Below are 12,720 nucleotides of genomic sequence, written 5' to 3' on the forward strand. Positions count from 1 at the left end.
CGGCGACATCCCTGGGAGCACCCGGAGAGATCCCGGATCGTTCCCCGGGTGCGTCCCGGATCCTGCGATGGACCAGGCATCACGCCGCGCTCGCACGGCAGAATGCAGAGCATGACCGTCGCTCCAGCCCCGCCCGACGCGCTCCGCCCCTCGGGGTCCTCTTGGACCCGCCGTCGCGACCGCGCCCTGCTCGCCGGGGTGTGCGATGTGCTCGCACGGCAGCTGGATGCACCACCGCGCCTGGTGCGCATCGCCTTCGCGCTGCCGATGCTGCTGATCCCGTCGGCGGTGCTGATGCTCTCGGACGTCTACGTCCTGTGGGTCCAGCATCGCGTGATGCTGCTCCTCGCCGCTCCCGCGGTGCTCGGGTACGTCGCACTGTGGTGGACCCTCCCCGACGACTCCGCCCAGCTGCGGGAGGAGGCGATGCGCGAGGGCATCGCCGCCGTCCGCGGCATGCCCGCCGCACAGGCCGGATCAGTGAGCACCGACCGCTCTCCCACCGCCGCCTCGGTCCCGAGGGGTGGCGGGGAGGCCCGACGCGGACCGGGCTGGCCGGCCGGGCTGCGCTGGGCAGGGCTCGCGGCGCTCGTCGGCACTGCATCGCTGGTCCTCCTGCTCACCGCCGGCATCGACCTCTACGCGACGGCCCGCGGCATCTTCCTGCCCGATGCCTTCCTCGTCCAGCATCTGACCGTCCTGTCCGCTCTGATCGCGGTCATGGCCGCCGCCGTCGCCTTCGGGCTCATGCCGCTCGCCGACCTCGATCGGGCTCGCTGGTCCGGTCTGCCCTCGGGAGTCCCGGTCGGGGCTCTGCTCGCCCTGGGCGCCGGGCTGAGCCTGCTGGTCCTGGGCGCCCTCGCCCTCGCCGCGGCGATCCTCGGCGCCCCGGCGGCGGTGCTCCTCCTGGCCGCGGTCCTCGCGGCGATCGCACTGCTGGCGATTCTTCTGGTGCCGTGGGCCCGACGGCTGTGGCGGGGCCTGCGCGAGGAGGCCGAGCAGCGGGCGGTGATGGCCCACCATCGCGAGACCACAGCCCATCTGCACGACTCCGTGCTCCAGACCCTCGCCGTCCTGCAGCGTCCCGGCGTCGGCGCCGAGGAGGCGCGCCGGCTGGCGCGGACCCAGGAGAGGGAGCTGCGCCGGTGGCTCTACCGCGACGACCTCGACGAGGACGCCGTGCACACCGACCTGCGGACGGCTGTCGAGTCCCTGACCGCGGAGATCGAGGACGAGCACGGCTCGCGGATCAGCACCGTCATCGTCGGCGACGGTCCCCTCGAGGACCGGATGCGTCCGCTGCTGGGCGCCCTGCGGGAGGCGAGCGTCAACGCCTGCCGGCACGGCCGCGTGGACGTCGACGTGTTCGTGGAAGTCCGCGACCACGAGGTCCTGGCGTTCGTGCGCGACCGTGGCCCCGGATTCGACCTCGATGCGGTGCCCTCCGACCGGCTCGGCGTGCGCGAGTCGATCATCGGTCGCATGGAGCGCGCCGGCGGATCCGCCCAGCTGCGTCCCGCCCCCGGCGGCGGCACCGAGGTCGCTCTCGCGCTCCCCAGGAGCCGAGCATGATCGCCGTCGGCGGCGCAGCGGCCGACGACCGGGCTGGGGCGGACGGCCGGGCTGGGGCCGACGGCGATCGCGCGCCCGTGCGAGTGCTGGTCGTGGACGACCATCGGATCTTCGCCGCCGGCGTCGCCGGCGAGATCGCCCGGGCGGACGACGGCATCGCCGTGGTCGGGCAGGCCCATGACGTCGTCTCCGCGATCACCGCCGCACGCGACCTGCTGCCCGAGGTGGTGCTGCTGGACGTCCACCTGCCCGGCGGCGCCGGGGGCGGCGGCGCAGAGGTCGCCCAGGCCCTCGACGGGATGACCACGACCCAGGGCGCACCGGTGCGCTGCCTGGCGCTGTCCGTCTCCGATGCCGAGGAGGACGTGCTGGCGGTCATCCGCGCCGGCGCGCGCGGCTACGTCACGAAGTCGATCACCGCAGAGGAGCTCACCTCCTCGCTCCGCCGGGTGGCCGAGGGGGATGCGGTGTTCTCCCCGCGCCTTGCGGGATTCGTGCTCGATGCCTTCCGCAGCTCCGTGCCGGCCGCGCCGTCGGACCTCGACCTGCTCTCCCCGCGCGAGCAGGAGGTGATGACGCTGATCGCCCGCGGCTACACCTACCGGGAGGCCGCCGCGAGCCTGTTCATCTCCGACCGGACCGTCGAGAGCCACGTCTCGAGCGTCCTGCGCAAGCTGCAGCTGTCGGACCGGCGGGCGCTCATGCGCTGGGCGCGGGACCGTCGGATGATCTGAGCGCCGCCTCCCGGGCGTCCTGCGCGGCGAGCTCGGCGAAGGCCCCGCCGCGGGCGACCAGCTCCTCATAGGTGCCCCGCTCGACGATCCTCCCGCGGGAGAGCACGACGATCTGGTCGGCATCGCGGATGGTGGAGAGCCGGTGGGCGATCGAGACGGTCGTGCGCCCCCGCGCGACCGCATCCAGCGCCCCGGACATGGCGCGCTCGGTGGCCACGTCGAGGGCGGAGGTCGCCTCGTCCAGCAGCAGCACCGGAGGATCCCGCAGGATCGTGCGGGCCAGCGCCAGACGCTGCTTCTCTCCCCCGGAGAATCGATAGCCGCGCTCCCCCACGACCGTCGCATATCCGTCGGGCAGGGCGACGATGTGCTCATGGATCTGCGCGATGCGGCACGCCCGCTCGAGCTCGGTGTCGCTCGCACCGGGTCGGGCGAAGCGCAGGTTCTCGGCGATGGTGGCGTGGAGCAGATAGGTCTCCTGGGTGACCACGCCCAGGCAGTCGGCGAGCGACTCCCGTGCGATCGTGCGCAGATCGTGGCCGTCCAGGGTGATCCGACCGGCGCTCGGCTCGTAGAGCCGGGCCATGAGGTAGCCGGTGCTGGTCTTCCCGGAACCCGTCGTCCCCACGAGGGCCGTGTGCCTCCCCGCGGGGATCACCAGGTCCAGGCCCTGCAGCGAAGGCTCCTCGGCCCCGGGATAGGTGAAGTCGACCGCCTCGAAGCGGACCTCGCCGCGCACCCTCGAGGCGTCCAGCACGATCGCGTCCGGGGCATCCTGGACCGTGATCGGCGCATCCAGGTACTCGAACACCCTGGTGAACAGCGCGAGCGAGGCATTGACCTGGGTCATGACCCGCAGCATCCCGTTGACCTGCGGGAACAGGCTGCTCTGGAGGGAGACGAAGGCGACCAGGGTACCGATGGTGACGCCGCTGCCGCCGAACAGCAGCCGACCGCCGAGGAAGTAGGTCAGAGCGGGGAAGATCGCCATCAGGGTCGTGAACAGGGCCATGTGCCAGCGGCCGGCCATCTCCGAGCGCACCTCGAGGTCCGCGAGGTCCCGCGAGTCCTGCTCGAAGGCGTCGGTCAGCGCACGGGTGCGCCCCATGGTCAGCCCCAGGAGGATCCCCGAGACCGAGAGCGACTCCTGGATGCCGGCCGACAGATCGGCGGCCTTCTCCTGGCGCTGCTTCACGATGACGCGACGGCGCCTTCCCACCCGCCGGTTCATCCACACGGCGAAGGGCATGGCGATCAGGGAGAAGAGGGTCAGTCGCCAGTCCAGCACGATCATCGCGACCAGCGACATGGTGATCCCTGCGGCGGAGGAGACGATCTGCGTCATCACCGAGGTGACCACGGCCTGCATGGAGCCGATGTCGGAGAAGATGCGCGACTGGATCTCGCCGGTCCGGGTGCGGGTGAAGAAGCCCAGACCCATCCGCTGCAGATGCCCGTAGACCGCGACGCGCAGGTCGTGCATGACGGCCTGCCCGACACGGGTCGAGAGCATCGACTGCGTGACGCCGAGGGCGCTGGCGACGACTGTCACGGCGATGAGCCCGCCGACGGACCAGGCCAGCAGGTCGGCGCGCTGACGGGGCAGGGCGACATCGACGATCTCGCGGATCAGGAACGGCGAGACCACACCGGCGGCCGCTCCGAGGGCGATCAGCACCAGCACCCCCAGCAGCGTGCCGCGGTACGGGGTGAACAGGCGCATCACGCGCCGCACGTCGGCTCGCTGGCCGGGGGCGAGCCGCAGATCCTCAGCGCCCCTTCGGCCGCCACCGGGGCCTCCCATGCCGGGGCCCGCCCCGGGGCCCCCGAAGGCCATCAGAGCCCCTGGTGGCGGGCGACCCTGTGGGCGGCGGCCTGGGCGAGCGGGCGCACGGTGACCAGGTCGAGGTTGACGTGGTGGGGAGCGTTCAGCGCGTAGGAGATGACATCGGCGCAGTCCTCGGCCGTCAGCGGGTTCTCGACGCCGTCGTAGACCGCATCGGCCGCAGCCCGGTCGCCGAGCCGCACGAGGGAGAACTCCTCGGTGCGGACCATGCCGGGTGCGATCTCGATGACGCGCACCGGCTCGCCGTTCAGCTCGAGACGCAGAGCATGGGCGAGCATGTGCTCGCCGGCCTTGGCGGCGTTGTAGCCGGACCCTCCGGGATAGGCCTCATGGCCCGCGACGGAGGTCACGAACAGCAGGTCTCCGCGGCCCGAGGTGCGAAGAGCAGGCAGCAGCGCCCGGGTGACGCGGACTGCGCCGAGCACGTTGATGTCGTACATGGTCTGCCACTTGTCCAGATCCGCCTCGGCCGCGGGCTCGACGCCGAGCGCTCCGCCGGCGACATGGACCACGGCGTTGAGACGGTCGCCGAAGAGCTCCGCGCTGCGCACGGCGAGCGCGGCGACGGAGTCGTCGGAGGTGATATCGACCTCGAGGACGTCACAGCCGGTCTCGGCGGCGAGCGCGGCGAGGCGGTCGCCGCGGCGCGCGACGGCGAGGACCCTCCAGCCGTCGGCGACCAGGCGCGCGGCGGTGGCGCGGCCGATGCCGGAGGAGGCGCCGGTGACGACGGCGGTGAGCGGTGCGGGGACGTCGGGAGCCATGGTCCGAGCCTACGTCCGACCGTCGACCCCGGATGACCTCACCAGGCGGACTCGCCCTCGGCGCAGTCGTCGTGGGGCTCGATCTGCAGCGTCGAGTGCTCGAGCTCGTGCTCGCGCTCGAGCACTCCCTGGGCCGCGTGCAGCACCTCATGGGCGTCGGCCGAGGGCGCGATGCGCAGGTGCGCCGTGGCCACGTCCATCCCGGAGGTGAGGGTCCACAGGTGCAGGTCGTGCACCTCGAGCACGCCCTCGACGGACTCGAGGTCGGCCTGGACGCGATCAGGGTCCAGATGGACGGGGGTGTCCTGGGAGAGCACCGCGAGCACCTCGCGCCCGAGGATCACCGCGCGCACGGCGACGAAGACGCCGATCGCGAGCGCGATCGCGGTGTCCCAGAGGACGCTGCCGGTCGCGGAGACCAGCAGGGCCGCAGCGATCACGCCGACGGAGCCGACGGTGTCGGCGAGCACCTCGAGATAGGCGCCCTTGAGGTTCAGGCTCTCGCCGGCACCCTGCCTCAGCAGACCCATCACCACGAGGTTCACGAGCAGCCCGAGGACGCCGACGACGAGCATGGCGCCGACGCCGACCTCGGCGCCCTCGGCGCCCTCGGCGCCCTGACCGATCCTGCCGATCGCCTCGACGACCACCATGGCGGCGACCGCGAGCATGACGAGCACCGCGAGTAGGGAGGCGAGCACCTCGAGGCGGTAGCGGCCGAAGCTGCGCCGCCCGGAGCGGTCGGGCCGGTTGGCGATGACGGTGGCGCCGAGGGCTGCGGAGAGGGTGAGGACGTCGGCGGCCATGTGCCCGGCGTCGGAGAGCAGGGCCAGGGAGCCCGAGACGAGGGCCGCGACCAGCTCGACGACGAAGAACGCTCCGATGAGCACGGCCGCGATCGCGAGCCGGGTGCGATGCCTGCCCCCGGCGGAGAGGACGGCGTGGGCGGAGGCGTGGGAATGCCCGCCGTGCTCGTGCGGGCTCATCGCTCCCCTCCTGTCCCTGCCCGGTCCGACCTCGCCCGGCCCTCAGCGGTCCCGGACCTCTCGGGATGCTCCATCGTCGAGTGGGAGGCGTGGTGGACGGCGAGGTCCAGCAGCATCCTCACGTGCGGGTCGTCCAGGCGGTAGAAGACGCGGCGGCCGTCGCGGCGCGGGGCGACCACTCGGTGGGCGCGCAGCAGCTTGAGCGAGTGCGAGGTCGATGACTCCGACTGCCCGGTGACGGCGGCGAGGTCGTGGACGCACAGCTCCCCGTCGAGGAGCGCGAGCAGCAGCGTGAGACGACGGGGATCGCCCAGCAGGGAGAAGACGTCAGCGGTGTCGGCGATGTCCGCGGGGACCGGGAGGTGCTCGCGCGCCAGGTTCACGCGCCCCGCGTCGACCAGGTCGGTCGCACACTCCTGAACATCTGAAGATGTGTTCATATGTTCAAGCTAGGTCCGCCCGCGGCGAAGGTCAACGCCTTCGCGGACGGAGCACGCGTGACCTTGTGACCGCTGCCGCAGCCCACTAGGCTCGCGCGAGTGCTCGCTTACCGGAGGATCATCGCCGCGTCCTTCCGGCAGTACTCGACCTACCGCATGGCGACCGCCGCGGGAGTGTTCACCAACACCGTCTTCGGGTTCATCCGCGCCTCGATCATGTTCGCGGCGATCGGCACCGCGGGTGGCGAGCTCAGCGGCTACACCGCTCTGCAGGCGGCCACCTATGTGTGGCTCGGGCAGGCGCTCCTGGCCCCCATCGAGGCCTTCGGCACCCGTGAGGTGTCCCAGCGGGTCCATCAGGGCGACATCGCCGTCGACCTGCTGCGTCCCGTCCCCTTCCTCGGGCTCCACTATGCGCAGAAGCTGGGGCGGGCCAGCTTCCTGATCCTCGGCCGCGGGATCCCGCCGCTGGTGGTCGGGGCGCTCGTGACCGGCCTGGCGCTGCCCGAGCACCCTGCCTCCTACCTGCTGGGTGCCGTGTCGATCCTCCTCGCGATCACCGTCGCCTTCCTCGCCGACATGATGGTCAACCTCGCGGCCTTCTGGCTGCTGGAGACGCGCGGCCTGACCGTCGTCTACAACGCGGTGATGAACCTGCTCTCGGGGTTCCTCATCCCCATCGTGTGGTTCCCCGACTGGCTCCTGGCGATCGCCCGGGCCACCCCGTTCCCCTCGATGGTGCAGACGCCGATCGATGCGATCTCCGGGCGCATCCCGCCGACGGAGGCGCTCAGCGCGATCGCGGTCCAGGCCAGCTGGATCGCGGTGCTGCTGGTGGGAGCGACCCTGATGCTCCGCGCCGGAGTGCGCAGCGTGGAGGTGCAGGGTGGCTGAGCGCCCCGTGTCGACATTGAGGATGATCCGCACCCTCTACGGCTCGCGGATCCGGTCCCAGGCGTCCTTCCGCACCAGCTTCGTCACCGACCTGCTGGGCCAGATGCTGGTCGTGGGCACCGAGTTCCTCGAGCTGTGGGTGATTCTCGCTCAGGTGGGGACCCTCGGCGGGATGACCCTTCCGCAGGTCGCGGTCGTCTACGGCCTGGGAGCGCTGGCCTTCGGCCTCGCCGACCTCCTCTTCGGGGAGATCGACGGGCTCTCCGCGCAGATCAGGAGCGGGAGGCTCGAGACGCTGCTGATCCGTCCGGTGCCGATGCTCCTGCAGATCTCGAGCCTGGACCTGTCCCTGCGCCGGCTCGGGCGCATCGCCGTGGGCCTGGCGATGTACGCGACGGCGCTCGGGATCAGCGGGTTCGAGCCGACACCCGCCCGCCTGGTCCTCGCGGTGCTCGCCCCGCTCGCGGGCGCCGCCCTGTTCGGGGCGCTGTTCACGATGGCCGGGGCGATGCAGTTCTGGCTCGTCGACGGGCGCGAGTTCGCCAACGCCTTCACCTACGGCGGCAACTACGTCGCCACCACGCCGGGCGCCGTCTTCTCCCTCCCGATGCGGGTCTTCTTCACCTTCGTCATACCGGCGACCCTGGTCGCCTACGCCCCGACCCTCGCCCTGCTGGACCTGCCCGGACCGGCCCTGCTGCCGCAGTGGTCGGGCTGGATGGGCCTGCCGGCGGCGGTCCTCGCCTGGATCCTCGCCGCGCTGCTGTGGCGCGCGGGGATCCGCCGATACACAGGAGCCGGCGGATGAGCGCCACCCCCACCTCCCCTGATCCCGTCGCACCCGGTCCCCTCGTGCGCGATCCCGCCGTGCCCGGGGCGCCGTCGTCGGCGCCGGCGATCGTCCTCGAGCATCTGCGCCGCGACTACGTGCTGCGCACGAAGGCAGAGGGTGCGCTGCTGCGGCGCGAGCGGCGGATCGTCCGCGCGGTCGACGACATCAGCCTGCGGATCGATCGCGGCGAGTCCGTCGGCTTCGTCGGCGCGAACGGCGCCGGGAAGTCGACGACCATCAAGATGATGACCGGGATCCTGCAGCCGACCTCCGGGTCCGTGCAGGTCCTCGGACGCTCCCCCGTCCCCGAGCGGCGCCATCTCGCGCGCGAGATCGGCGTGGTCTTCGGCCAGCGCTCCCAGCTGTGGTGGGATCTTCCGCTGAGGGACTCCTACCGGATCCTCGCGGCGATGCACCGCATGGGCGACGCCGCTCGCGACGCCCGCCTCGCGCGCCTCTGCGACGGCCTGGACCTCGGCGGCTTCCTGGACCGTCCGGTGCGCCAGCTGTCGCTCGGGCAGCGGATGCGCGGCGAGGTCGCCGCGGCGCTGCTGCACTCCCCCGCCCTGGTGTTCCTCGACGAGCCGACGATCGGGCTGGACATGGTCTCCAAGGAGGGGCTGCGGCGCTTCCTGCGCGAGGACCGGGCCGAGCGCGGCACCACGCTGTTCCTGACCACGCACGACATGGGCGACGTGGAGCGGCTGTGCGAGCGGATCGTCGTGGTGAACTCCGGCACCGTCGCCTACGACGGCGAGCTGGGGACCTTCCGCGACCATCTCAGCGCGCCCCGCGAGCTCGTCGTCGATCTGGCGGCGCCGCATGGCACGCTGCGCCTGCCCGATGGCGCCGAGACCGCGGCCGTGGAGGCCGACGGGATCCGTCATCGCATCCGCTTCCCCGGCTCGCAGCTGACCGTGCCGGCGCTCCTCGCGGCGATCGCCGAGCAGGCCGAGGTGCGCGATCTGGAGCTGCGCGAGCCCGCGATCGAGGACCTCGTGCGCGCGATCTACGCACGGGACCGCTGAGGCCGCGACACGCCGACGCACGGACAGGTCAGGCCTCCCTTACCGGGATGGGGAACAATGTCCCATCACCCGGTTCCGGTACGGCCCGCCTCCGCGCGGCCGTCGTCGCGCGTCGTCGGACCGGCCGCGGCTCCGGCGGGACCGCACGACCCGTCCTCGTCGACGACCGCCGTCCGCTCCGCTGGACCGTCCGCACCGGGTCCCGGACCATCGGGCCCGCCCCGGGCCCACCGGACGAGATCGGAGGATCATGGCCCGCTCCTACGCCAGCGTCGGACAGATGACGACGTACGCCGTCGACCGCTCCGTCACCGCCCCCGACCTCGACATCCATCGCGACGACGAGGCCTATGTCGAGCTGCTGCTGCGGCACATGCTGGAGTTCGTGCTCATGGCGCCCCGCAGCCGCGACGCCTTCCTGCGCGCGTACGTCCACTCCGACGCGACCACCGGATCGATCACCGCCGAGCCCCGCGCCCGCCGTCGGACACCGGCGCTGGTCGCCGAGATCCTCCCCTGGTCGGGACACCGGGACGAGGGAGCCCGGCTCGGCATCGCCCTGCACGTCGGCCGCCCCTTCGGCACGAGCGATCTGGCGCAGCTGCGCCGCAGCCTCGGCGGATGCCCTCACGGCACCATGGTCGCGATCGTCCGCCGTGCCGACCTGGAGACTCAGCAGGAGGTCCTCCGCCGTCTTCCGGACTCCCCGAAGGAGGCCCGCGTCGTCGTCACGACCTGGAAGCATCTGGCACGACGGCTCGCGAAGTCCGACACCGGTCATGCGCACCTGTGGGAGGCGATCGCCGAGATCGGGGAGCATGCCGCCTCGCCCATCGTGCAGTACCCCGTGGATCCGCGTCGGCTGCTCGGCGACGCCGACACCGCCCTCGAGCTGCGCGCCCATCTGGACGTGCTGCTCACCGCCTCCCGCGAGCTGCACGGCCAGGCTCCGCGCTTCTCCTCCCGCCGGGGCCAGCGCGATGCCCTGCTGCAGGTGGGCGGCTCCCGCGGCCGCACGGCCCTCGAGTTCGGCGAAGTCGCCCACGGCACCCCGATCCGCCTCGCCGCACCCGGCGAGGCGCCGATCCCCCTGGGCATCGGCCGGATCACGACCGAGGAGGAGCGCGCCGAGGCCGACGCCCTGCTGTCTGTCATCGGCCGCCGCACCGCCTGGCGCACGGACGCCCATGCCCTGCATGCGCTGCCCGGACGGGATGAGCTGATCGGGATCCCCGCCTCCCCCGAGGTCGAGAACGCTCGCCTCGTGCTCTGGGCTGTCCTGAACCCCGCCCTTCTGAGGGACCACGGCTTCGATCTCGCCCCGGCGCGCCGGCAGCCGGCGCTGACCGCACGCACCCTCGCCCTGCGCCTGACCTACCGCGAGGATCCCGACACCCTCTACCGGATCTGGGTCGGCGGACGTCGCCGCTGGGATGCGCTGATCCCGCGCGTCACCCGCGAGGCCACCGCACACAGGCCCGAGGAGACCTACGCGATCGCCCCGCGCAAGGGGCAGTCCACCGCGGACTTCGTCTGGGAGGTGCACCGGGCCCTGCGCTCCCTGACCATCCCGACTGTGCTGTGAGCAGGCAGGCCGCGGGCCGGCAGGCCGCGAGCAGGCTGTGACCTCCTCGGCACCGCCGTCGGCCTCGGGATGCGCGAGGATGGAGGGCATGAGCATCGACAGGGCCACGGGGTTCGGAGCAGTCGCGGGCGCAGACGGGCAGGACGCGCCCCTGCACGGCGAGTACAAGGTGCGCGGGGGCAAGCTGGTCGCCGTCGACGTCACCGTCGAGGATGCGCGCATCGCCTCCGCCTCGGTGTTCGGGGACTTCTTCCTCGAGCCCGACGACGCCCTGGAGGACATCTCCGCCGCGCTCGTGGGCCAGGCCACCGCGGCGTCCGCCGCCGAGCTGGCCGCTGCGATCACCACCCGGCTCGAGGCGCTCCCCGAGCCCGTCCAGATGATCGGGTTCGACGCCCAGGCCGTCGCGATCGCCGTGCGTCGGGCCCTCGGCCACGCCTCCCGCTGGGAGGACATCACCTTCGACGTGATCGGTCCCGTGGTGCTCCCGCCCGTGCTGCACGTCGCGCTCGACGAGGTGCTCCCCCACGAGGTCGCTGCGGGGCGCCGTCCCCCGCTGCTGCGCATCTGGGACTGGGACTCGCCGCTGGTGGTGATCGGGTCCTACCAGTCGCTGCGCAACGAGATCGACCCGGAGGGCGCCGCCCGCCACGGCATCGACGTGGTCCGCCGCATCACCGGCGGCGGCGCCATGTTCATGGAGCAGGGCAACTGCATCACCTACTCGCTGGTCGTGCCGACCTCCCTCGTCGAGGGGCTCTCCTTCGAGCAGGCCTACGCGTACCTCGACGACTGGGTGATGGGCGCCCTCGCGGAGATCGGCGTGACGGCGCGCTACGTGCCGCTGAACGACATCGCCTCCGAGAAGGGGAAGATCGGGGGCGCCGCGCAGCGCCGCTTCGCGGGCGGTGTGCTGCTGCACCACGTGACCATGTCCTACGACATCGACGCCGACAAGATGGGCGAGGTGCTGCGGATCGGTCGCGAGAAGCTCTCCGACAAGGGGACCCGCAGCGCGAACAAGCGCGTGGACCCCATGCGATCGCAGACGGGCCTGCCGCGCGAGCAGATCATCGAGGGCTTCCTCGAGCATTTCCGGTCCCGCTACGACACCGTCGACTCGCAGTACACCGACGCCGAGATGGACGCCGCCCGCGAGCTCGCCCGCACCAAGTTCAGCACCCCGGAATGGACCGCGCGCGTGCCGTGACCCCGTGCGATCGGCTCACCTGGCCCTCGGGGTCATCTGAGCCCCAGCGCCTCGTGCCTGCCGCGGTAGATGCCGGTGCGCAGCTCGATCGCCCACGCCTCCGCCTCGGGCATGCCGAGATCGCGGGCGACGGCGATCTCCGCCTCGACGTCGTAGGGCACGCGCACCAGCTGCACCCCGAACGGCGCGGGAGCGGTCGCCTCGGGGTCGCCCTCGAGGATCGCGTAGGAGGGCGTCGGCTCGTCGAGCGGGTTGCCGACGCTGCCGATGTTCACCAGCGTCCCCTCGGGCTGCGCCGACAGGTAGACGTCGTGGATGTCGCCATAGACGAGGACGTCGGCTCGCTCTCCGCCGCCGGTGAACGGCGTGGGCGCGAGCATCATCGAGAAGGTCTCGGGATCGGGCTCCCGATGCACGCGCGTGAACTCGTCGATCGGCGAGGCGTGGACGAGACGGACCAGGCGGCCCGACAGCCGCAGGTCGATGCTGCCCGGCAGCGAGGTCAGCCACGAGCGGTCCCCGGCCGTGAGCTCCCTGCGCCACCACGCCTGCCCCTCCGACAGCACCTCGCCGTCGCCTGCGACATACGCCTCCCAGTTCCCGCGCACCATCGCCTCGCAGCGCTCGCGCGTCAGCGCCGTGCATGCGCTCCCGCGCGGCCCCTTCCCGACGACGTCGCCGAGGTTGATCACCCGCTCGATGCCGCGAGCGGCGATGTCGGCGAGGACGGCACGGTAGGCGGTGAGGTTCCCGTGCACGTCGGAGACGAGGGCGAGGCGCTGGAGAGGCATGCCCCCACCGTAGGCCGCAACGCTGCCCGCCCGCGGCT

The 12,720-nt window shown here is 72.3% G+C and carries 12 protein-coding genes; 7 read left to right on the plus strand and 5 right to left on the minus strand.

Features of this window, described 5'->3' with window-relative positions:
* Window positions 1–111 precede the first annotated feature (111 nt).
* Both ACZ5AJ_RS09475 and ACZ5AJ_RS09480 read left to right on the plus strand, forming a co-directional pair.
* A complete protein-coding gene (locus ACZ5AJ_RS09475) occupies window positions 112–1,572 on the plus strand; it encodes an ATP-binding protein (protein WP_464133364.1) in 1,461 nt (486 codons plus the stop codon).
* Complete coding sequence (locus ACZ5AJ_RS09480; RefSeq protein WP_464133368.1) at window positions 1,569–2,306, plus strand: LuxR C-terminal-related transcriptional regulator; 738 nt, start codon at window positions 1,569–1,571, stop codon at window positions 2,304–2,306. The genes ACZ5AJ_RS09475 and ACZ5AJ_RS09480 overlap by 4 nt, the downstream gene beginning before the upstream one ends.
* Here the strand turns inward: ACZ5AJ_RS09480 and ACZ5AJ_RS09485 are convergent.
* The 4 genes from ACZ5AJ_RS09485 to ACZ5AJ_RS09500 are packed head-to-tail and all read right to left on the minus strand — an operon-like array spanning window position 2,272 to window position 6,342.
* Complete coding sequence (locus ACZ5AJ_RS09485) at window positions 2,272–4,143, minus strand: ABC transporter ATP-binding protein (protein ID WP_464133370.1); 1,872 nt, start codon at window positions 4,141–4,143, stop codon at window positions 2,272–2,274. The two genes, ACZ5AJ_RS09480 and ACZ5AJ_RS09485, sit on opposite strands and share 35 nt — an antisense overlap.
* Entirely contained in the window at window positions 4,143–4,916 is a 774-nt protein-coding gene (locus ACZ5AJ_RS09490; protein WP_464133374.1) for an SDR family oxidoreductase, read from the minus strand. The genes ACZ5AJ_RS09485 and ACZ5AJ_RS09490 overlap by 1 nt, the downstream gene beginning before the upstream one ends.
* Window positions 4,917–4,954: 38 nt before the next feature.
* On the minus strand, window positions 4,955–5,902 hold the full coding sequence (locus ACZ5AJ_RS09495; protein ID WP_464133376.1) for a cation diffusion facilitator family transporter: 948 nt from the start codon (window positions 5,900–5,902) through the stop codon (window positions 4,955–4,957).
* Complete coding sequence (locus ACZ5AJ_RS09500; protein WP_464133379.1) at window positions 5,899–6,342, minus strand: ArsR/SmtB family transcription factor; 444 nt, start codon at window positions 6,340–6,342, stop codon at window positions 5,899–5,901. Before ACZ5AJ_RS09500 ends, ACZ5AJ_RS09495 begins: the two co-directional genes overlap by 4 nt.
* A gap of 99 nt (window positions 6,343–6,441) precedes the next feature.
* On the opposite strand from ACZ5AJ_RS09500, the gene ACZ5AJ_RS09505 reads away from it, so the two are divergent.
* The 5 genes from ACZ5AJ_RS09505 (at window position 6,442) to ACZ5AJ_RS09525 (ending at window position 11,891) form a co-directional block, all read left to right on the plus strand.
* On the plus strand, window positions 6,442–7,236 hold the full coding sequence (locus ACZ5AJ_RS09505) for an ABC transporter permease (protein ID WP_464133382.1): 795 nt from the start codon (window positions 6,442–6,444) through the stop codon (window positions 7,234–7,236).
* Between the two features lie 22 nt (window positions 7,237–7,258).
* A complete protein-coding gene (locus ACZ5AJ_RS09510; RefSeq protein WP_464138741.1) occupies window positions 7,259–8,044 on the plus strand; it encodes an ABC transporter permease in 786 nt (261 codons plus the stop codon).
* Entirely contained in the window at window positions 8,041–9,096 is a 1,056-nt protein-coding gene (locus ACZ5AJ_RS09515; RefSeq protein ID WP_464133385.1) for an ABC transporter ATP-binding protein, read from the plus strand. The genes ACZ5AJ_RS09510 and ACZ5AJ_RS09515 overlap by 4 nt, the downstream gene beginning before the upstream one ends.
* Before the next feature lie 250 nt (window positions 9,097–9,346).
* Window positions 9,347–10,681 (plus strand): hypothetical protein, encoded by a 1,335-nt coding sequence (locus ACZ5AJ_RS09520; RefSeq protein WP_464133388.1) that lies wholly within the window; start codon window positions 9,347–9,349, stop codon window positions 10,679–10,681.
* Between the two features lie 151 nt (window positions 10,682–10,832).
* The gene (locus ACZ5AJ_RS09525) at window positions 10,833–11,891 is read left to right on the plus strand and encodes a lipoyl protein ligase domain-containing protein (protein ID WP_464138742.1); all 1,059 of its coding nucleotides are present in this window, start codon (window positions 10,833–10,835) and stop codon (window positions 11,889–11,891) included.
* A gap of 32 nt (window positions 11,892–11,923) precedes the next feature.
* Here the strand turns inward: ACZ5AJ_RS09525 and ACZ5AJ_RS09530 are convergent, their stop codons facing one another.
* The gene (locus ACZ5AJ_RS09530) at window positions 11,924–12,682 is read right to left on the minus strand and encodes a metallophosphoesterase family protein (RefSeq protein ID WP_464133391.1); all 759 of its coding nucleotides are present in this window, start codon (window positions 12,680–12,682) and stop codon (window positions 11,924–11,926) included.
* Between the last annotated feature and the right edge of the window lie 38 nt (window positions 12,683–12,720).

The organism is Brachybacterium zhongshanense, from assembly GCF_055385755.1.